We start from the raw sequence: 20,673 nt of genomic DNA, 5'->3' as shown, positions 1-20,673 counted from the left end.
GGACCATGGAGACATGAGTGCAGCAACCATCACCCCGGCCCCCGGTCGTCCGCCCGGCGCAACACCCGTGCTCGGCAGCCACCGTCACCGCTTCGGCGACGCGCTGCGTGCGGTGAAGGTGTTCGTGGGCGCCGCGTTCGACGTCGTCGTCCTCGGCGAGTACGGCGAGGAAGCGGGCGTACGCCGTAAGTGACGGCGGACCCCTATCCCTCCTGCCCGTCGCCCGACAGGATCTCGTCCGCGTCCACGATCCGGTACGCATATCCCTGTTCCGCCAGGAAGCGCTGGCGGTGGGCGGCGAAGTCCTGGTCGAGGGTGTCGCGGGCGACCACGGAGTAGAAGTGGGCCTGATGGCCGTCGGCCTTCGGACGCAGCACCCGGCCAAGGCGCTGGGCCTCCTCCTGACGTGAGCCGAAGGTGCCCGACACCTGCACGGCGACCGTCGCCTCCGGCAGGTCGATCGAGAAGTTCGCGACCTTGGACACCACCAGCACGCTGATCTCGCCCTCCCGGAACGCGTCGAAGAGCTTCTCGCGCTGCGCGTTGGAGGTCTCGCCCTTGATGACCGGCGCGTTCAAGTGCTCGCCCAGCTCGTCGAGTTGGTCGATGTACTGCCCGATGACGAGGATCTGCTGCCCGGCGAACTTGCGCACGATCGCCTCCGTCACCTTGCGCTTGGTCTCCGTCGTCGCGCAGTAGCGGTACTTCTCCTCGGTCTCGGCGGTGGCGTAGGCGAGCCGCTCCGAGTCGGTGAGGTTGACCCGCACCTCCACGCAGTCGGCGGGCGCGATGTACCCCTGCGCCTCGATCTCCTTCCACGGCGCGTCGAACCGCTTGGGGCCGATGAGGGAGAAGACGTCGGACTCCCGCCCGTCCTCCCGGACCAGCGTCGCTGTCAGCCCCAGCCGGCGCCTGGCCTGGAGGTCCGCGGTGAACTTGAAGACCGGCGCGGGCAGCAGGTGCACCTCGTCGTAGACGATGAGGCCCCAGTCGCGGGAGTCGAAGAGCTCCAGATGCGGGTAGACGCCCTTCCGCCGCGTGGTCAGCACCTGGTACGTGGCGATGGTGACCGGTCGGATCTCCTTGCGCGTCCCGCTGTACTCACCGATCTCCTCCTCGGTCAGCGAGGTCCGCTTCACCAGCTCGTGCTTCCACTGCCGGGCGGAGACGGTGTTGGTGACGAGGATCAGGGTGGTCGACTTGGCCTGCGCCATGGAGCCGGCGCCGACCAGCGTCTTGCCGGCGCCGCAGGGCAGCACCACGACCCCGGAGCCGCCGTGCCAGAAGTTCTCCACCGCCTGCTTCTGGTACGGGCGCAGCGCCCACCCGTCCTCGTTCAGCTCGATCGGGTGCGCCTCGCCGTCCACGTACCCCGCGAGGTCCTCGGCGGGCCAGCCCAGCTTGAGCAGCGTCTGCTTGATCTGCCCGCGCTCGGAGGGGTGCACGGCGACGGTGTCGGGGTCGATACGGGCGCCGACCAGCGGTGCGACCCGCTTCGAGCGCAGGATCTCCTCCAGCACCGGCCGGTCGGTGGTGGTCAGGACCAGGCCGTGCGTGGGGTGCTTGGAGAGCGTGAGGCGGCCGTAGCGGTCCATCGTGTCGGCGATGTCGACCAGCAGGGCGTGCGGCACGGGGTAGCGGCTGTAGGTCACCAGCGCGTCCACGACCTGCTCGGCGTCGTGCCCGGCCGCGCGCGCGTTCCACAGTCCCAGCGGCGTCACCCGGTAGGTGTGGATGTGCTCGGGCGCCCGCTCCAGCTCCGCGAAGACCGCGATGGCACGGCGGCACTCGCCCGCCTGCTCGTGGTCGACCTCGAGCAGCAGCGTCTTGTCGGACTGGACGATGAGTGGACCATTCACGCGGGGCACCCCTTCTTCAGGCCAAAGGTGAGGCCAAACGTCCAGTGTGCCCTATGGCCCTGTGATCACCGCGGGTCGTGACCGGTCCGGGATCAGTCCTCCGCGAGCTCCGCGACGCCCGTCACCCGGTGCAGCGGATACGTCCGTACCTCGTCCGCGGTGTGGTCGTACGCCGTCACGAAGCCGCCCTCGACGCGGATGGGGGCGATGACGCGCTGGCTGGCGGCGCCCTCGGCGTTGACGTAGCCGATCCAGACGGCCACGCCGGTGAGGGCGGCGGCCTGCATGGTGGCGAGGGTCTCGGCGGAACTGGTGCGCGGGAGGTCGCCGCCCGCCGATGGTGCCTCCTTGCGCGGGGTCGTGGAGGCCCGGTCGCCGGCCCGGATCGCGCGGATCGCGGCCGCGAGGAGCGTGGCGTCGGGGGTCGGCGGGCCCTCCGGGACCGGCTCGGGGGCGGTGCGGGGCGGGGTGCGGTGGGCGTCGGCGCGGGTGATCAGGACGTCGCCCTCCGCCGACTCGGCGGCCGGTGCGTAGCCCATCGCGCGCAGCCCGTCGAGGAGGGTCGCCGGGTCGGCCTGGGTGGCGAGGACGGTGGGGGCGAGGCGGCGCAGCCGCAGGCCCGCGGCGCGCTTGTCGGCGAGGATCTCGTTCAGCATCGCGTCGTCGTCGCAGCGCACGTACGCCGAGGCCGCCCCGACCCGCAGATGCCCGTGTCTGCGGGCCACGTCGTCGATCAGGTACGCCAGCGGCTGCGGTACGGGCGTTCGGGAGTGCGCGGTCAGGAAGGCGTGCAGGTCGGAGGCGGCGCGCCCGGCGTCCAGGGCCCGGCGCACGGAACCCGGCGTGAAGCGGTAGACCGTCGCCCCACCCTTCGACTCCACGTCCGCGAGCACGCCCAGCATGTCGGCCAGCGGGCGCCGCAGCGGGCCGGGCGCCACCGCCGTCAGGTCGGCCTGCAGCAGAACGTGGTCCAGGGGCTCGGGCAGCAGCGGGGCGAGCAGACGGGCGGCCGCGGCGGAGGCGGTGGCCTGCTCGGCGGGAGTGAGCGGTTCCAGGGTGACGTGCACGTGGTGGACGGGGAGCTTGTCGCCGGGGCCCGACGCGGCGGGGCCGCCGGACGGCTCCGGGGCGGCCTTGCGCGCGGGCGCCCCCAGCAGGGCGCGCCCGTGCTCCGACAGCGCGCCGCGCCCCGTCACACCGAGCGTCTCCGCCTCCGAGAGCGTCCATCTTGCGAGCCGGCCGCGCAGGTCGTCGTCCTGCTGGGCCCCGCGCAGCGGCCGCTCCCAGCGCAGCCGGGCCAGCAGGGACGCGGCGGACGGCGACGCCCCTTCGGGCAGCCCGGCCAGCAGCGTCAGCACCCGGTGGCGCACCTGGGGCGCGGCGCTGCGGTCGAGCCCCGGCCCGAGCGCCGACAACGTGCGGTCCTTCGCGTCCCGCCCGCCGACCACGCCCGCGGTCCGGGTCGCGGTCAGCCACACCTCGGCCAACTGCGCCCAGCGCTCGGCGGCCGGCAGTTCCAGCCACTCGTCGTAGAAGGGGGTGGCCGCGTACCGCTCGTCGGCCTCCCCGTCGGAGGCCAGCAGCCCTGCCGCGTAGGCGAGTTCGACCCAGAAGGCGGCGACGGGCTCGGTGACGTCGAGCGCCACGGCGGTGCGCTTGAGGTCGCGCACGCTCAGGCCGCCGGCCCGCAGCACCGCCGGCCCGCCCTCGTCCCAGTCCTTCAGCAGCTCCTCCACCGTCGCCAGCGCCGTGTACGCCTGGCCGGCCGCGGTCGCGTCCACAACCTGTGGACGGTGCGTGCCGGTCACCTCCAGACCGGGCGGCAGCGGCTTGGTGGTGCGGTGCGCCCGGCCGCCGCGCAGATGCAGGGCCACCTCGCGCGGCAGTACGACGGTGCCGGGCGCCGTCGGCAGCAGCAGCCCGCGGTCGAGCAGCCAGCGCAGCCGGGGCGCCGGATCGGCGGTGACCTGGCCGTACGGCGGCCCCCACACCAGCCGGTCCAGCACCTCCCGCGACTCCTCGGACGCCCCGGCCAGCAGTGCCGTCATCCGGGCGCGGTCGCCGAACAGGCCGGTGAGCGCGGTGACGGCGGAGACCGAGTCGTGCGTCGAGGGCAGCCCGGCCGTGGCGACGATCTCCTGGATGCGCCCGGGCGACATGCCCGCCGTCGCCTCCTGCACCGTCGGCCCGAGCCCGGTCGGCGACGGGTGCTGCGGCGACGGCGCGAGCAGCTCCCGGGCCGTGCGCACCAGCCGCAGCCGGTCGTCGCCGCCCCACACCAGGGCCTGCTCGCGCAGCGTGCCGAGCGCGCGGGGGAGCGCCGCCTCGACCGCCGCCTCGCCCTCGTCGCCGCCCATCAGCCCGAGCAGGTCGCCGTACCCGCACGGGTCCGCGGCCACCGCCAGCGCCTGGGCCGTCTGGAGCGCGAACCGGTCCAGCCGCTCCAGGGCCCGCACCACCGAGGCCCGCGTCCCGGCCCGCGTCGCCAGCTGGGTGAGATCGGTGGGAACGGGGGTGATGAGGTCGGGACGGCTGCGCAGCAGCTCCGCCAGGGAGGTGTCGTCCCTTAGCCGGAGTGCCTCTGCGAGGGAACGCGGGGCCGGGGTGCTCATCTGCCCCACGTTAGCGGCTGCCCTGAGCCGCAGTCGGCGTCCCCGTGCGGGCTGGTCGGCTCCACCCTGCGCTACCTTCGTCACGCGGGGTTTTCAACAGCCCGACCCCGGAGGGGACTTCGTTGGGGATCGAGAGCGACAAGGTCGTCTACGAGTATCTGAGCCGCGTCGGAGACGTGGCGCAGCAGCGGCAGCTGCCGTCCGCCGCGCGGATGCGGCTGGTGTCGGAGCTGCGCAACGAGATCGACCGGCGGCGGGCGAAGACGACCGTCGACAGCCCCGCCGCGGTGCGCCGCATCCTCTCCCGGCTCGGCAGCCCCGACGAGGTGGTCGCCGCCGCCGGCGGTGCGGCCTCCGGGGCAGGCACGTCCGCCGCGCCGGCGCAGGCCCCCGCCCATCTGCCGGTGCAGCGGGACGACGAACCGGCGGACACCGGCAGGCGGCTGCCGAAGAGCCTGCGCCGTGCGGTGCCGCGCCCGCGCCCCGCGCAGCCCGGGCCGTCCACCGCCGACGCCGGCCCCGCGCCGCCCCACCTGGCGAGCGCCGCGGAGCTCGGCGGCAGTGCGATCCAGCCCGACTGGTGGCGGGTCGAGACGACTCCGTTCGGCGAGAGCGTGCCCGGCTTCACCGGCGGCGTGGAGATCCCGGAGCTGCTCAGGCCGCCACCGCCGAAGGAGCCGGAGAAGCCGGAGGAGGCGCCGGCCACCGGGAAGGCCGTGGCGGCCGAGGAGGAGGACGTGGTCGTCGAGGCCCCCGTGGCCCGTCGCCGCCGAATCCGGCTCCCGGCCGGCGGCTGGAGCAACCCGCTGCTGCTGATCGCCGCGGCACTGCTCGTCGTCGGCGCGGTCCTCGGCAACTGGTTCGCCCTGCTGCTCGGTTGGCTCATCGCCTACGCCTCCCGCCGGCTCACCCCGAACGAGTCGAAGTGGGCGGTCGTCGGCATGCCGGGCCTCGCGGTCGCGGCCGGGCTGGTCTGGCTGTGGGGCAGGAACGACGGCCGCTGGGGCACCCCCATCGCGCACGGCCACATGAACGACGCGATCGCCGGAACCTGGCCCTGGGTGGTGCGCGGCGCGGCGGTGCTGTCGGCGCTGTACGTGGTGTGGCGCTCGCAGCGCAGGCTGTAGTCCGGCCGAAGAGGCGGAATCCACGTCCCGCGGGAAAGATGTAGGTCACACCTGCCGGACGCCTTTTCGTCATGCCGCCTGGGCACAATGGCCGATATGGCCTCTACGACTGCCCCCGCCCTGACCGTCGGCTTCGACCTCGACATGACCCTCATCGACTCCCGCCCCGGCATCCGCGCCTGCTACCAGGCGCTGGCGGAGCGGACGGGGACCTACATCGACGCCGACCTCGCGGTCACCCGGCTCGGGCCGCCGCTCGCCGAGGAGCTGATCAACTGGTTCCCCGAGGACCGGCTGGCGGAGATCGCCGACCTGTACCGCTCGATGTACCCCTCGATCGCCATCGCCGCGACGCCCGCGATGCCCGGCGCCCGTGAGGCCGTGGACGCCGTGAAGGCGGCCGGCGGACGCGCGATCGTCGTGACCGCGAAGTACGAGCCGAACGCCAAGCTGCACCTGGAGCACCTCGGCATCCACCCCGACGAGGTCGTCGGCAACCTGTGGGCCGAGCAGAAGGCGGAGGCGCTGCGCGAGCACGGCGCGAGCGTCTACGTCGGCGACCACCTCGGCGACGTGCGCGGCGCGCGCAAGGCCGAGGCGCTGGCCCTCGCCGTGGCCACGGGACCGTGCAGCGCCGACGAGTTGAGGGCGGCCGGCGCGGACGTCGTCCTCGACGACCTCACGCTGTTCCCGGCCTGGCTCGCGGACTACCGCCCGGCGCGCGCCTGACGGCGGCCCGCCGCCATCGACCGGAGCAGTCCGGCACCCGCCATGAGGAAGCCGATCCCCATGAGCATGCAGAGGCCGAACATGTAGCTCGGAAATGGTTTCGCATGGAAGAACAGCGGAGCCACTGTGACGAGTGTGGCCACCGCACCGAGGAAGAACACGATGACACCGGCACGGATCAGTCGGTCACCTGGCTCGGCGGAATTCGTTTGGGTTTTGTCACGCACCGGACCAGGGTAGTTCCCTGCCCGAAGGAACAACCCGGCGACGTCTTGTCACCGGCCTGAAGAGCATTAGCCTTGGTACCGGCGGGTCCGTGACGGCCCGCCCCACTGCTATCAAGAGCAGTTTCCGAAGCAGTTTTCCGACGAGTACGAGGACGAGGACAGACGTGCCTACCGGCAAGGTCAAGTGGTTCAACAGCGAGAAGGGCTTCGGCTTTCTCTCCCGTGACGACGGCGGTGACGTCTTCGTCCATTCCTCGGTCCTGCCCGCCGGAGTGGATGCGCTCAAGCCGGGTCAGCGCGTGGAGTTCGGCGTTGTCGCCGGACAGCGTGGTGACCAGGCACTTTCGGTCACCGTTCTGGATCCGACCCCCTCGGTCGCGGCCGCGACCCGTAAGAAGCCCGACGAACTCGCCTCCATCGTGCAGGATTTGACGACCCTCCTCGAGAACATCACGCCCATGCTCGAGAAGGGCCGCTACCCCGAGAAGACCTCGGGCAAGAAGATCGCCGGTCTGCTGCGCGCGGTCGCCGACCAACTCGACGTATAAGCGCCCGTTTACGGGAATTCCAGCGCATCCGGGCCGAGGGGCGGTACAAGCTCCTCGGCCGCCGCACGTGGCACCTCTTTCTGCGGCCCTTGCGCCGCTGCGCGGGCTGCGGGCGGCTGCGCCGGACTCCGTCCGTCGGCCGCTGCTCAGGGGAAGGACAGGGCGTCGGGCTCGAGTGCCGGTACGAGTCCTTCGGCCGCCGCACGCGTCAGCAGGCCGCGGATCGCGGCATAGCCGTTCTCGCCGAGGTCGGCGGTGAACTCGTTGACGTACAGGCCGATGTGCTGGTCGGCGACGGACGGGTCCATCTCCTGGGCGTGCTCCATGACGTAGGGGCGGGAGGCCTCGGGGTCGTCCCAGGCGGCGCGCACGGAGGTGCGGATCGCGTCGGCCAGGGCCGTCAGCGTCCGCTCGCCCAGTGACCGCTTCGCGATGATCGCACCCAGCGGGATCGGCAGCCCGGTCGTGCTCTCCCAGTGCTCGCCCATGTCCGCGAGCTTGTGCAGCCCGTAGTTCTGGTACGTGAAGCGCGCCTCGTGGATGACGAGGCCGGCGTCGACCTTCCCGTCCCGCACGGCCGGCATGATCTCGTGGAAGGGCATGACGACGATCTCGCCGACCCCGCCGGGGACCGTGTCCGCCGCCCAGAGGCGGAAGAGCAGGTAGGCGGTCGACTTCTCGCTCGGCACCGCGACGGTACGGCCATTGAGGTCGGCCCCCGCCCCCCGGGTCAGCACCAGCGGCCCGCAGCCCCGGCCCAGCGCGCCCCCGCAGGGCAGGAGCGCGTACTCGCGAAGGACGTACGGCAGCACGGCGTACGACACCTTCAGTACGTCGAACTCGCCGCGCTCGGCCATGCCGTTGGTGATGTCGATGTCCGCGAACGTCACGTCGAGCGCGGGCGCCCCGGGCACGCGGCCGTGGGCGAGGGCGTCGAAGACGAAGGTGTCGTTCGGGCAGGGCGAGTACGCGATCTGCAGAGGCTGCTCACTGGTCATACGGGTTCCAACTCCCAAGGACGGGCGCCAGCTTCCCGAAGGCACCGGTCAGCGCGGCGAGGGCGTCGCCGATGCGCCAGGCGGCGCGGTCGCGCGGGCCGACGGGATTGGACACCGCGCGGATCTCCAGCACGGGCACGCCGTGCGCGGCGGCGGCCTCGGCCACCCCGAAGCCCTCCATGGCCTCGGCGAGTGCACGGGGGTGGCGGGCACGCAGCACGGCGGCGCGCTCGGCGGTCCCGGTCACGGTGGACACGGTCAGTACGGCTCCGGCGCGCGCGCCGGTCGCGGCCACGAGATCTCGTACGAGTGCATTCGGCGGACGGTGGGTGACGGTCCCGAAGCCGAGTTCGGTGACCGGTACGAATCCTTGCGCCGTCTCGGCGCCCAGATCGGCCGCGGTGATCTCGTCGGCGACGACGAGGGAGCCGACGGGGGCCTCGGGCTGGAAGCCGCCGGCGATCCCGGCCGAGACCACCAGGCCGTAGGGGCTGCCCTCCAGGGCGGCGGTGGTCAGGGCGGTGGCCGTGGACGCGGCGGCGAGGGCGGGACCCACCCCGGCCGCGATCACGGTGTGGCCCTCCCCGGCGAACGCCTCGGCCACCGCGTCCCGTTCGGCGGGGACCGCGGTGGCGACGAGGACATGGAGGGAGGCCATGGACGACGCCGTCAGTCGTCCTTCTTGAACTTGAAGTTCCACAGGCCGGTGACCGTGGTGCCGCCCTTCTTGCCGTCGGCCGCCTTGATGGAGACCACGGTGGAGTTGCCCTGGGCGCCGTACTGGGCGTTGAAGAAGACGCTGCCCGGGACGGTGCGGTAGGTCTTGTCGCTGTCCTCGGTCAGCGGCTGACCGTTCATCAGGATCGTCCAGCGCTTGTCCGCGATCTTCGGGTCGACGCCGAAGCGGACGGTCTCGTCGGGGTCGACCTTGATCGACTTGATGTCCTTGTCCTGCAGGCACTTGGTCAGGTCGGCGGTCTGCAGGGTCTTGCCCTCGCCACCGCAGGAGGCCTCCGAGCTGACGGAGGAGCGGCCGACCGTGATCGTGGACAGCGGCGTCGGCTTGTCGCAGGCCGACAGCACGAGCAGTCCGGCCGATACGGCGCCGGCGGCGGCGACGGCGCGACGGCGTCGCACGGCGGCGGTGACATCTGCGGCTCCGCCGCGTGGCATCGAGGTCATGGCGAAAGGCTATCTGGCGCCTTGGGCCACTCCTTTACGTGGGGTGCGGCGTGCCCCTGTGTTACGCCACGCGTGGCTTGGCGGCGCCGCCGTGCCGGGCCGAGCTGAGCAGGCCGCGGGCCGTGGTGAACAGGCCCAGCGTGAGCACGACGGCGGCCAGGCACAGCCCCGCCGTGCCGTTGAGCGGCATCACGATGCCGATCGCGCCGCCCAGCACCCACGCCATCTGGAGCATGGTCTCCGAGCGCGCGAACGCCGACGTGCGCACCAGCTCCGGCACGTCCCGCTGGATCAGCGCGTCCAGGGACAGCTTGGCCAGGGCCTGCGAGAACCCGGCGACCGCGGCCAGACAGGCCACCAGGAACGCGCCGAAGAAGATCGCCGCGACGATCGCCGCGCCCAGCACGATCGCGACGACCGTCACGATGATGATCTCCGGCGCCTTCTGCTTCAGCCACGAGCCTACGGCCGTGCCGAGCGCGTTCCCGGCGCCCGCCGCGACGGCCACCATGCCCAGCGACACGGCCGCGCTGGAGCCGGTCAACGGGTGCTCGCGCAGCAGGAAGGCGAGGAAGAAGGTCAGGAATCCGGACAGCCAGCGCAGGGCGGCGTTGGCGCCGAGTGCGTGGGTGACGGCGCTGCCCACGGTTCGCAGGCCCGGGCGCTTGAGCGGCTTGCGGTGCGGCCCGTGCAGATGCTCCTCGTCGGAGGCGAGCAGCGCGACGTCCTCGCCCTTGGCCGAGTCGACCTTCGGGGCCAGGGAGAAGGACAGGAACATGCCCCAGATGTAGATCACGAAGGCGCCGTAGAGCGGCCAGCGCGGTCCTATCGCGTGCAGGCCGGCCCCGATCGGGGCCGCGACACCGGTGGCGAGGAGCCCCCCGAGCGTGACCCTGGAGTTGGCCTTCACCAGGGAGAAGCGGGGTGGCAGCAGCCGGGGCACCACGGCACTGCGTACGACGCCGTACGCCTTGGACGCGACGAGCACGCCGAGCGCCGCCGGATACAGCTCCAGGCTGCCGGTGGAGACGGCGCCGGAGATGATCAGCGCGAGCAGGGCGCGGGCCAGCATCGAGCCCGCCATCGCGGCGCGGCGGCCGTGCGGCAGGCGGTCCAGGAGCGGGCCGATCACCGGGGCCAGGACCGTGAACGGCGCCATGGTGATCGCCAGATACAGCGCGACGCGCCCGCGGGCCTCGTCGGTCGGCACGGAGAAGAAGACGGTCGAGGCGAGGGCGACGGTGATCATGACGTCGCCCGCGCCGTTCACCGCGTGCAGTTCGATCAGCTTGCCGAGGCCGGATTCCCCGGCGCCGTGGGCGTGGGTGGCCTTTCTGATGCCGCGGGCGGTTCCGGTCACCGGGAAGTGCAGGGCACGGCCGACCGCGCGGACGGACCCGCCGAACCGGCCCGAACCGCCACCACGCCCGCTGCCCTTGATCCCACCGACTCCGGTGGCCCCAGGAGGAGTCCTTGCGGCTGCCACTCCGTCATAGTGCCCCGAGAAACCTGTGTGTAGTGCGGTTACCGCGCGTATGGGCGCGTACTTGGCGAGTTGATCGGTCCGCGGACGGTTTCAGGCACGGGAAACGTCCCGTCGGTGTAGGCCGAGCGGTCGCGAGAAGGTAGCGTGCGTAGCGCGTCGTGGCGAACGTTCTCGGCCGCGCGCCTTACGGACATCCAGCAGAATGGATGTATGAGGTGCGCCCGAGTGCGATCGGGTGTGGACGTCGACGCGGTCCCTCGGTCCGCTCCGTCCGCACCCACCGCCTTCAGGCCGGCGCACCCGAGTGACGGCGTAGGAGAGAAGCGATACCTGTGAGCGCAGCGACAACGCGAAGCCGCACCCCCGACCGCCTGTGCGCCGAGGCCGTCGACCTCGCCCGCGCCGCAGCCGAGGAGGCTGCCGCACCCGGGGTGGTGGGCGAGCACGCGGGACTGGAGTCCGAGGGCGACCGCGTTGTCACGCACTTCTTCGAGTGCAAGGAGCTCGGCTACCGGGGCTGGCGCTGGGCCGTGACGGTCGCGCGCGCCTCCCGGGCCAAGGTCGTCACGCTGGACGAGGTCGTGCTGCTGCCCGGCGCGGACGCGCTGCTCGCGCCCGAGTGGGTGCCGTGGAGCGAGCGGCTGCGGCCCGGGGACATGGGGCCGGGCGATCTGCTGCCGACGGACGCGGAGGACCTCCGGCTGGAGCCCGGGTACTCCGGCGAGGACCAGCCGGCGCCGGACTCGCCCGTCTCCGAGGAGATGGCGGAGCTGGTGGAGGCGGAGGACGCGGAGGTCACCGTGGGCGCGCCCGCGAGCCTGCCCATCGTCCCCACCCGCGGCTCCATCGCGGCCGTCGCCGAGGAACTGGGCATGCGCCGCTCCCGGGTCCTGTCCCGCTACGGGCTGCACGTCGCCGCGGACCGCTGGGAGGAGGCGTACGGCTCGAAGACGCCGATGGCGCAGGCGGCGCCCGCGTCCTGCGTCAGCTGCGGTTTCCTCCAGCCGATCGGCGGCTCGCTGGGCCAGGCGTTCGGTGTCTGCGCCAACGAGTTCTCGCCCGCCGACGGGCGGATCGTCTCCCTCGCCTACGGCTGCGGGGGGCACTCCGAGGCGGCGGTCATGCCGAAGCCGCCGCAGCCGGCCGCGCCCGTGATCGACGAGACGCGGGTGGATCCGTTCCCGCTGCGTCCGGCGGCCGACTCCGGTTCCGTACCGGTGGTCTCCGACGAGTCCGCGGCGGAGCTGGGGCACTCGTAGGTCCGCGGTCCGTGGGGGTGCGCGTCCCTCGGTGCTGCGCCCCCGGACGGGCTGAAATGAACCGAGCGGAGTCGCGGTACCTTCGTGCTCACGTCGAGGGCCGATGAGGAGAAGCAACGTGAGCAAGTTCGTGCGGCCCGCAGCCGAGGGTGCGGACGCTTTCGGGACCGCCCGTCTCAGGCGGGGTGTGCTCGACGCCTGGGCCGCCAGCCCCGCCCGGTTCCGGGAGGACGCCAACGCCGAGGAGGACCTCGTCCTCGGCGGGTACCGCGACCGCCTCGTCGTCGAGCTCGCCCAGAACGCCGCGGACGCCGCGGCCCGGGCCGGCGTACCCGGCCGCCTCCGCCTCACCCTGCGCGACGCCGTGCTCGTCGCCGCCAACACCGGCGCCCCCCTGGACGCGGCCGGCGTCGAGTCGCTGGCCACCCTGCGCGCCTCCGCGAAGCGCGACGTCCGGGAGACGGCGATCGGCCGCTTCGGCGTCGGATTCGCCGCCGTGCTCGCCGTCACCGACGAGCCCGCGGTGGTCGGCCGCCACGGCGGCGTCCGCTGGTCGCTGGCCGAGGCCCGGGAGCAGGCCGCCGAGACCGCACGGAACAACCAGGAGCTGGGCGACGAGATCCGGCGCCGGGACGGACACGTCCCGCTCCTGAGGCTGCCGTTCGCCGCCGAGGGCACCGCCCCCGCCCCGTACGACACCGCCGTCATCCTCCCGCTGCGCGACACGGCCGCCGCCGACCTCGCCGAACGCCTCCTCGGCGCCGTGGACGACGCCCTCCTCCTGGCCCTTCCCGGCCTGGAGGAAGTCGTGGTCGAGATCGACGGCGGCGCCCCGCGCACGCTGCGCCGCAGCGCCGACGGTCCCTTCACCGTCGTGGAGGACACGCGGCACGGCACCACGCGCTGGCGTACGTCCGCCGCGCACGGAGCGCTCACCCCGGACCTGCTCGCCGACCGGCCCGTGGAGGAGCGGCTACGCCCCCACTGGTCCGTCACCTGGGCCGTGCCCGCCGCCCCCGACGGCAGCCCCGACCGCCCGCGCACCAGCCCCGTCGTGCACGCCCCGACGCCGAGCGACGAGCCGCTCGGCGCGCCCGCCCTCCTCATCGCCTCCTTCCCGCTGGACACCACGCGCCGGCACGCGGCGCCCGGCCCCCTCACCGACTTCCTCGTGCAGCGCGCGGCGGACGCGTACGCCGAACTGCTCGCCGGGTGGAGCCCGGTGACCGAGGGCATCATCGGCCTGGTCCCCGGCCCGCTGGGCAAGGGCGAGCTGGACGGGGCCCTGCGGCAGGCGATCCTCGAACGGCTGCCGCGCACTGCGTTCCTCCCGCCTGCCGCCGTGCCCGGCTCCGGCGACGACGAGGACCCGGACCTCCCCGAGTCCCTGCGGCCCCGTGACGCGGAGGTCGTCGAGGGGGCGGGCGCGGACACCGTGCGGGTACTCGCCGAGGTGCTGCCGACCCTGCTGCCCGCCGGGCTGGAACGGCGGGTGGAGCTGCGGACCCTGGGCGTAGCCCGCGTCCCGCTCACCGACGCCGTGGACCGCCTGGCCGGCCTGGAGAAGGACCCCGGCTGGTGGCGGCGGCTCTACGACAGCCTCGCCGGAGTCGATCCGGACCGGCTCTCCGGGCTGCCCGTGCCGCTGGCCGACGGACGGACCACCATCGGACCCCGGCAGGTGCTGCTGCCGACGCCGGACGACGCCGCGCGCATCGACCCCGAGGTACTCGCCCGGCTCGGCCTGAAGGTCGCCCACCCGGACGCGGCACACCCCCTGCTGGAGAAGCTCGGCGCGCTGCCCGCCACGCCCCGCGCCGTACTCACCACAGCCCAGGTGCGTACGGCCGTCGCCGCCTCCCTCGACGACGACGGCGGGCTCGACTGGGAGCAGGACACACCGGACGCCGAGGAGCTTGCCGACACCGTCCTCGCGCTCGTGCGGGACGCCGCGCTGGATCCCGGCGACGAGCCCTGGCTGGGCGCGCTCGCCCTGCCCGACGAGGACGGGGAGCCGGCACCCGCCGGTGAACTGGTCCTCCCCGGCAGCCCCTTCCACCAGGTGATGCGGGACGGCGAACTCGCCACCGTCGACGCCGAGCTGGCCGAGAGATGGGGGCGGCAGCCGCTGGCCGCCTGTGGCGTGCTCGCCGACTTCGCGCTCGTACGGGCCACCGACGTCGTCCTCGACCCGGACGAACTGGAGCCCCGCGAAGGGGACTTCGCCGAGCCCGACGACCCCGGGCTGCTGGACGCGGTGGACGTGTGGAGCGAGGACGTCCTCGACCGGTTCCCGGACACGCCCGTGCCGCCCGTCGCCACCGAGCTGATCGCCGTACGGGACCTGGATCTCGTCGATGACGACAAATGGCCGCAGGCGCTCGCCCTGCTCGCGCAGCCGCCGCTGCGCGACGCACTCATCCAGCCGGTGCGGATCCTGCTGCCCGACGGCACGCACGAGGCGGTACGGCCCTACACCGCCTGGTGGTTGCGCGGGCACCCGGTGCTGGACGGACGCCGCCCCGCCGGACTGCTGGCCTCCGGCGGCGACCCGTTGCTGCGCGGCCTCTACGACGAGGCCGACGCGACCGGGTTCGAGGACGAGCAGGTGCTGCGGGCGCTCGGCGTACGGACGTCCGTGTCCGCGCTGTTGGACGAGCCGGGCGGCGCCGCCGAGCTGCTGGACCGGCTGGCCGACCCCGACCGGACGGTCACCGCCGCCCAACTGCACGCCCTGTACGGCGCGTTGGCCGACCTGGACCCCGAGCAGGTGACCCTGCCGGACGACCTGCGGGCCGTCGTCGACGGCCGGGTCGAGGTGGTGGACGCCGCCGACGCCGTCGTCGTCGACTCGCCCGACCTGCTGCCCTTCACCCAGGGCGTCCCCCTGCTGCCGGTACGCCCGGCCCGTGCCGCCGAACTGGCCGAGCTCTTCCAGGTGCGGCGCCTGAGCGAGTCCGTCACCGGCGAGGTGAACTCCGAGGGCGCCGAGCACGACGTACCGGACCCGGTCCGGGTCCTCCTCGGCGCGCGGACCCCCTCGACCTACGTCGAGCACGAGGAACTGGTCGTCGACGGCGTGGAGTTGGACTGGCGCCTCACCTCCGACGGCACCCTGCACGCCGCCACCCTGGAAGGCGTCGCCGCGGGCCTCGCCTGGTCGGCCGGCCAGTGGCCCCGCCGCTTCGAGGTCGCGGCCCTGCTGGAGGACCCGTCGCGCACCGGTGAACTGGCCCGGGACCGCTGGTTCGACTGAGTGACACAAATATTTCACCAGTCGTACAACCAATCGCATGTGTCGTGAATCTGATCAGTGAGCCAACCAGGCTCACTGATCACTTTCTCCACTTGGGGATCGCATGCGCATACGAGCCACCGTGGCCGCCGTCTCCGGCGCCCTGGCCCTCTCCGCCCTCGCCGTGCCGGCCGCGCAGGCCGCCGACACTCCGAAGGCCCCCGCCGACGTCGCCGCCGCCGTGGACGCCCTCCACTCCGGCTCCGGCAGGACCGCGTTCAGCACCGAGGCCACCGGCACTCCCTACGCCCTCAACGCCTCCTTCTCGAACGTCAAGGTCAACAGCGGCAAGAACATCGCCGTCGGCACCACCAACGTGGTGAAGGTGCCGGTCTCCTTCACGCTGAACCACGGCACGGACGTCAACATCCACGCGGCCGACTTCGTCGCCGGCATCGAGCTGTACCGCGGCACCTCGTTCGACGACGAGCTCTGGTGGTTCGACAGCGACGCCGCGCACTGCACCGACTCCTCCGCGACGGCCGCCTCCTGCACCGCCACCGTCCAGATCGACCCGGTGGAGCTGCTGAACGAGGACGCCGGTTCCTGGAAGGCCGCCGGCTTCGCCGTCGCCTTCAACGGCGAGGACCAGACGAACCCGAACCTGGACAACGTCGGTGTCGCCGTGACCGACAAGGCCGCCGCCTTCAACCTCCAGCGCTACTCGAAGCTGACGGTCAACGCCGCGCCGGAGCCGGTCAAGAAGGGCAAGACCGTCACCGTCACCGGCAAGCTGTCGCGCGCCAACTGGGACGACAGCCAGTACCACGGCTACAGCACCCAGTCGGTCAAGCTGCAGTTCCGCAAGAAGAGCTCCAGCACCTACACCACGCTGAAGACCATCAAGACCAGCACCACCGGCACCCTGAAGACGACGGCCACGGCGACGGTCGACGGCTACTACCGCTACAGCTTCGCGGGCACGACGACGACTCCGGCGGTCAGCGCCGCGGGTGACTACGTCGACGTGCAGTAATCAGCACCCGGTCCCCATGACGCGGCGGGCCTAGGTCGGGAAGCGGCGGTCGACCCATCTCCACAGGAGTTCCAGGGCGGCCGCCGCCACCGCTGCCACCGCGACCGCGAGCCACGGCATCGTCACGCCCACCAGTTTCAGCGCGAAGAAGTGCTGGAGCCACGGCACGACGAGGACGAAGAGGAAGGCCACGCCCATCGCGGCGACGAGGGCGATGCGCCACCAGGTGTAGGGGCGGGCGATGATCGCCAGGACCCACATCGAGACGAGGAACAGGGTCAGGGTCGCCGCGCTGGTCTCGGCGTCCAGCTGGCCCGGACCCGTGTAGTGGTGCCGGGCCATCAGGTAGGTGACGAAGGTCGCCACACCCGCCACCACGCCGCCCGGGATCGCGTACCGCATGACCCGGCGTACGAAGTGCGGGCGGGCCCGTTCCTTGTTGGGGGCCAGGGCGAGGAAGAAGGCCGGGATGCCGATCGTCAGGGTGGACAACAGGGTCAGGTGGCGGGGCAGGAAGGGGTATTCGACCTGCCAGCACACCACCAGCAGCGCGAGCAGCACCGAGTAGACCGTCTTCACGAGGAAGAGCGTCGCCACCCGCGTGATGTTGCCGATGACCCGCCGGCCCTCCGCCACCACCGACGGCAGCGTCGCGAAGCTGTTGTCGAGCAGCACGATCTGCGCGACCGCGCGCGTGGCCTCCGAGCCCGAGCCCATCGAGACGCCGATGTCGGCGTCCTTCAGGGCCAGTACGTCGTTCACGCCGTCGCCGGTCATCGCGACCGTGTGCCCGCGGGACTGCAGCGCGGCCACCATCTCCCGCTTCTGCTGCGGCGTGACCCGCCCGAACACCGTGCCCTCCTCCAGCGCCCGCGCCATCTCCGCCGGCTCGGCGGGGAGGCGGCGGGCGTCGACGGTCTGCCCGGTCAGGCCCAGCTTCCCGGCCACCGCACCCACGGACACGGCGTTGTCGCCCGAGATGACCTTGGCGTGGACGTCCTGCTCGGCGAAGTAGCGCAGCGTGTCGGCGGCGTCGGGCCGCAGCCGCTGCTCGAGGACGACCAGGGCGGTGGGCCGGGCTCCCCGCGCGGGCTCGGGGTCGTCGAGGTCCCGGCCGGACCGGGCCAGCAGCAGCACCCGCAGCCCCTGCTCGTTGAGCCGGCCGGTCTCCGCGAGGACCGGGTCGTCGCCGGCCAGCAGCACGTCGGGCGCCCCCAGCAGCCACGTACCGGACTCGCCGTTGCCCTCGCTGAAGGTGGCGCCGCTGTACTTGCGGGCGGAGGAGAAGGGCAGGGACTCCGTGCAGCGCCAGTCCTCGACGTCCGGGTAGGCGTCGATGATCGCCTGGAGCGAGGCGTTGGGACGCGGGTCGGACTCGCCGAGCGCGCCGAGCACCTTGCGCACGTACGACTCCTCGGCGCCCTGCAGCGGCCGGAGTTCGGTGACGTCCATGCCGCCCTCGGTGAGGGTGCCGGTCTTGTCGAGGCAGACGGTGTCGACGCGGGCGAGTCCCTCGATGGCGGGAAGTTCCTGGACCAGGCACTGTTTTCGGCCAAGCCGGATCACGCCTATCGCGAAGGCCACGGAGGTCAGCAGGACCAGCCCCTCCGGGACCATCGGCACGATCCCGCCCACCGTGCGCGCGACCGAGTCCTTGAACCCGTGCTGCTTGACGACGAACTGGCTGATGACCAGGCCGATCGCGGTCGGGATCATCATCCAGGTCACGTACTTGAGGATCGTGGAGATGCCGGAGCGCAGTTCGGAGTGGACGAGGGTGAAGCGGGAGGCCTCTTCGGCCAGTTGGGCGGCGTAGGCCGCGCGGCCCACCTTGGTGGCCTTGAAGGCGCCGCCGCCGGCGACGACGAAGCTGCCCGACATGATGGGGTCCCCGGGCCTCTTGACCACGGGGTCGGCCTCACCGGTGAGCAGCGACTCGTCGATCTCCAGCCCGTCGGCCTCGACGCACACCCCGTCGACGACGGCCTTGTCCCCGGGCCCGATCTCCAGCAGGTCGTCCAGCACGATCTCGGAGGTGCTCACCGCGGCCGCGGTGCCGTCGCGCCGGACCGTCGGCCGCGACTCCCCGATCACGGCGAGGGAGTCGAGGGTCTTCTTCGCCCGCCACTCCTGGACGATGCCGATGCCGGTGTTGGCGAGGATGACGAAGCCGAAGAGGCTGTCCTGGATCGGCGCGACGAAGAACATGATCAGCCAGAGCACACCGATGATCGCGTTGAACCGGGTGAAGACGTTCGCCCGGACGATCTCGCCCATCGACCGGCTGCTGCGCACCGGAACGTCGTTGACCTGCCCGCGCGCGACCCGCTCCGCGACTTCGGCCGCCGTCAGGCCGTGCGTGCTGACCGGGACGGGTACGGGATGCACAGGGTCGAGCTCGGCGCCGGCGTCGATGTGCTGCATGCATCCGACGGTACGTGCCGGTATGCGGCTTCACCCGCCGAGTGCCCGGAAGATCCGACCAGGGGAGGACCTGCCTCGTGCGGTGGTAGTACGCACCGCTCGCGGACGGCCTACTCGGCGGCCGGCTGCTGCGCCGCCGTCGCGCGCTTGATCGCCGCGTCCCGCTTCCTGACGAACCAGACGCCGTACAGACCGAGCACGCCTCCGGTCAGGCAGGTCCACAGCCACCAGGTGTGGCCGTGGTCCTCGAACCAGCCGTAGAAGGGGAGCTGTGCCAGGAAGAGGACGAACCAGAGGATCGTGCCGCCCGTGATGGTGGCGACGACGGGGCCCTCCAGGGGCTCCGGCGCCTCGTGCTTCGGTGTCCACTTCGCCATGGGGGACAGCTTACGAGGCGATCAGGTCTACGCGCGGAGATGGCGTTTACAGGTTTCATATGTTCATACTGAAACTGTTTGCGTTTGTCCACTTCTGCTCGTAGGAACATCCAATGTCCACCTCGGCTCCCGCCAAGGTCCCCACCCCCGGCCAGCCGGGGCAGGCGCCCGCCCAGGGCGCGCTCGACCGCTACTTCAAGATCTCCGAGCGGGGCAGCACGCTCCCGCGCGAGATCCGCGGCGGTTTCGCCACCTTCTTCGCGATGGCCTACATCGTCGTGCTGAACCCGATCATCCTGGGCAGCGCGAAGGACATGTACGGGCATCAGCTGGACAACGGTCAGCTCGTGACCGCGACCGCGCTGACCGCCGCCTTCACCACGCTCCTCATGGGCGTCATCGGCAACGTCCCGATCGCGCTCGCCGCCGGTCTCGGCGTGAACTCGGTCGTCGCGCTCCAGCTCGCGCCCCGGATGTCCTGGCCGGACGCGATGGGCATGGTGGTCCTGGCCGGCTTCGTGGTGATGCTGCTGGTCGCCACCGGGCTGCGCGAACGCGTGATGAGTGCCGTCCCCTACGGCCTGCGCAAGGCGATCGCCATCGGTATCGGCCTGTTCATCATGCTGATCGGTCTGGTCGACTCCGGCTTCGTCTCCCGCATCCCGGACGCCGCGCAGACCACCGTGCCGCTCCAGCTCGGTGCCGACGGCCACCTCAACGGCTGGCCGGTGCTCGTCTTCATCCTGGGCGCCCTGCTCACCCTCGCGCTGATCGTCCGCAAGATCCCCGGCGCGATCCTGATCTCGATCGTCACGATGACGGCCCTCGCGGTGATCATCGACGCCGTGGCGAAGATCCCCAGCTGGGGCCTGACGACGCCCAAGTGGCCCGGCAACCCCGTCGCCACCCCGGACTTCGGCCTGATCGGCAAGGTCAGCCTGTTCGGCGGCTTCTCCCACGTCGGCGTGCTGACCGGCATCCTGTTCGTCTTCACGGTGCTGCTGTCGTGCTTCTTCGACGCGATGGGCACGATCATGGGCGTCAGCGACGAGGCCAAGCTGACCGACGCGCAGGGCCAGATGCCCGGCATCAACAAGGTCCTCTTCGTCGACGGCCTGGCGGTCGCCGCGGGCGGCGCCAGCTCCTCCTCGGCCACCACCTGCTTCGTGGAGTCCACGGCCGGTGTCGGCGAGGGCGCGCGCACCGGCTTCGCGAACGTAGTCACCGGCGCGCTCTTCGCGGTGGCCCTGTTCCTCACCCCGATCGCCACCATGGTCCCGTCCCAGGCGGCCACCCCCGCCCTGCTCGCGGTGGGCTTCCTGATCCTGGCCGGCTCGGTCAAGGAGATCGACTGGGCCGACCACACGATCGCCGTCCCCGCCTTCGTGACGATGGTGATGATGCCGTTCACCTACTCGATCACCAACGGCATCGGCATGGGCTTCATCACCTTCGTGGTGCTGCGTCTCGCGGCCGGCCGGGCCAGGGAGATCCCGGTGGCGATGTACGTCGTCTCGGCGGTCTTCGCCTTCTACTACCTGATGCCGGCCCTCGGCCTCACGTGAGCCCGCGCG

Annotated in this window: 17 protein-coding genes; 8 read left to right on the top strand and 9 right to left on the bottom strand. The window is 72.3% G+C overall.

Translation table 11 applies throughout. The features are described from left to right. Nucleotides 1–13 precede the first annotated feature (13 nt). The gene (locus tag ACGFYN_RS28895) at nt 14–193 is read left to right on the top strand and encodes a hypothetical protein (protein ID WP_393868815.1); all 180 of its coding nucleotides are present in this window, start codon (nt 14–16) and stop codon (nt 191–193) included. 10 nt (nt 194–203) lie between these two features. On the opposite strand, the gene ACGFYN_RS28890 is transcribed toward ACGFYN_RS28895, so the two are convergent. Continuing rightward, nucleotides 204–1,859 carry a DNA repair helicase XPB gene (locus tag ACGFYN_RS28890; RefSeq protein WP_393868814.1) on the bottom strand — a complete coding sequence of 552 codons (1,656 nt, stop codon included), beginning with the start codon at nt 1,857–1,859 and terminating at the stop codon, nt 204–206. A gap of 92 nt (nt 1,860–1,951) precedes the next feature. Continuing rightward, nucleotides 1,952–4,471, bottom strand: a complete 2,520-nt coding sequence (locus ACGFYN_RS28885) for a helicase-associated domain-containing protein (RefSeq protein ID WP_393868813.1) — start codon at nt 4,469–4,471, stop codon at nt 1,952–1,954. A gap of 122 nt (nt 4,472–4,593) precedes the next feature. On the opposite strand from ACGFYN_RS28885, the gene ACGFYN_RS28880 reads away from it, so the two are divergent. Together ACGFYN_RS28880 and ACGFYN_RS28875 are read left to right on the top strand one after the other, a co-directional pair. Then, nucleotides 4,594–5,598: a hypothetical protein gene (locus ACGFYN_RS28880; protein ID WP_393868812.1), complete on the top strand. Its 1,005-nt coding sequence runs from the start codon at nt 4,594–4,596 to the stop codon at nt 5,596–5,598. 87 nt (nt 5,599–5,685) lie between these two features. After that, nucleotides 5,686–6,327: an HAD family hydrolase gene (locus ACGFYN_RS28875; protein WP_393868811.1), complete on the top strand. Its 642-nt coding sequence runs from the start codon at nt 5,686–5,688 to the stop codon at nt 6,325–6,327. Here ACGFYN_RS28875 and ACGFYN_RS28870 read toward each other — a convergent pair. Next, a complete protein-coding gene (locus ACGFYN_RS28870; protein ID WP_393868810.1) occupies nt 6,306–6,554 on the bottom strand; it encodes a hypothetical protein in 249 nt (82 codons plus the stop codon). The two genes, ACGFYN_RS28875 and ACGFYN_RS28870, sit on opposite strands and share 22 nt — an antisense overlap. Before the next feature lie 164 nt (nt 6,555–6,718). Here ACGFYN_RS28870 and ACGFYN_RS28865 point away from each other — a divergent pair, with 164 nt between their 5' ends. After that, nucleotides 6,719–7,102, top strand: coding sequence for a cold-shock protein (locus ACGFYN_RS28865; protein ID WP_393868809.1), 384 nt, complete (start codon nt 6,719–6,721; stop codon nt 7,100–7,102). Nucleotides 7,103–7,248: 146 nt separating this feature from the next. Here the strand turns inward: ACGFYN_RS28865 and ACGFYN_RS28860 are convergent, their stop codons facing one another. From ACGFYN_RS28860 to ACGFYN_RS28845, 4 genes are all read right to left on the bottom strand, one after another. Next, nucleotides 7,249–8,100, bottom strand: a complete 852-nt coding sequence (locus ACGFYN_RS28860; protein ID WP_393868808.1) for a 1,4-dihydroxy-6-naphthoate synthase — start codon at nt 8,098–8,100, stop codon at nt 7,249–7,251. Further along, a complete protein-coding gene (locus ACGFYN_RS28855; RefSeq protein WP_393868807.1) occupies nt 8,090–8,758 on the bottom strand; it encodes a futalosine hydrolase in 669 nt (222 codons plus the stop codon). Before ACGFYN_RS28855 ends, ACGFYN_RS28860 begins: the two co-directional genes overlap by 11 nt. 11 nt (nt 8,759–8,769) lie before the next feature. Continuing rightward, complete coding sequence (locus ACGFYN_RS28850; protein WP_393868806.1) at nt 8,770–9,282, bottom strand: DUF2771 domain-containing protein; 513 nt, start codon at nt 9,280–9,282, stop codon at nt 8,770–8,772. Between the two features lie 61 nt (nt 9,283–9,343). Further along, nucleotides 9,344–10,768 carry an MFS transporter gene (locus tag ACGFYN_RS28845; RefSeq protein WP_393868805.1) on the bottom strand — a complete coding sequence of 475 codons (1,425 nt, stop codon included), beginning with the start codon at nt 10,766–10,768 and terminating at the stop codon, nt 9,344–9,346. Between the two features lie 332 nt (nt 10,769–11,100). Here ACGFYN_RS28845 and ACGFYN_RS28840 point away from each other — a divergent pair, with 332 nt between their 5' ends. From ACGFYN_RS28840 to ACGFYN_RS28830, 3 genes are all read left to right on the top strand, one after another. Beyond that, nucleotides 11,101–12,027: a DUF3027 domain-containing protein gene (locus ACGFYN_RS28840; protein WP_393868804.1), complete on the top strand. Its 927-nt coding sequence runs from the start codon at nt 11,101–11,103 to the stop codon at nt 12,025–12,027. A gap of 118 nt (nt 12,028–12,145) precedes the next feature. Then, nucleotides 12,146–15,283, top strand: a complete 3,138-nt coding sequence (locus ACGFYN_RS28835; protein ID WP_393868803.1) for a sacsin N-terminal ATP-binding-like domain-containing protein — start codon at nt 12,146–12,148, stop codon at nt 15,281–15,283. Between the two features lie 103 nt (nt 15,284–15,386). Continuing rightward, nucleotides 15,387–16,298, top strand: coding sequence for a hypothetical protein (locus ACGFYN_RS28830; RefSeq protein WP_393868802.1), 912 nt, complete (start codon nt 15,387–15,389; stop codon nt 16,296–16,298). Between the two features lie 30 nt (nt 16,299–16,328). Here the strand turns inward: ACGFYN_RS28830 and ACGFYN_RS28825 are convergent, their stop codons facing one another. Continuing rightward, nucleotides 16,329–18,722, bottom strand: coding sequence for an HAD-IC family P-type ATPase (locus tag ACGFYN_RS28825; protein ID WP_393868801.1), 2,394 nt, complete (start codon nt 18,720–18,722; stop codon nt 16,329–16,331). Nucleotides 18,723–18,832: 110 nt separating this feature from the next. Continuing rightward, on the bottom strand, nt 18,833–19,099 hold the full coding sequence (locus ACGFYN_RS28820) for a DUF2530 domain-containing protein (RefSeq protein WP_393868800.1): 267 nt from the start codon (nt 19,097–19,099) through the stop codon (nt 18,833–18,835). A gap of 113 nt (nt 19,100–19,212) precedes the next feature. Between ACGFYN_RS28820 and ACGFYN_RS28815 the strand changes: the two genes are divergently transcribed. Then, the gene (locus tag ACGFYN_RS28815) at nt 19,213–20,664 is read left to right on the top strand and encodes an NCS2 family permease (protein ID WP_393868799.1); all 1,452 of its coding nucleotides are present in this window, start codon (nt 19,213–19,215) and stop codon (nt 20,662–20,664) included. The last annotated feature ends 9 nt before the right edge of the window (nt 20,665–20,673 follow it).

The sequence above is a fragment of the Streptomyces sp. NPDC048419 genome, assembly GCF_043200415.1.
Taxonomy (GTDB): domain Bacteria; phylum Actinomycetota; class Actinomycetes; order Streptomycetales; family Streptomycetaceae; genus Streptomyces.
Note: the sequence above shows the minus strand (reverse complement) of the source record. Positions and strands in the feature narration are given on the sequence as shown.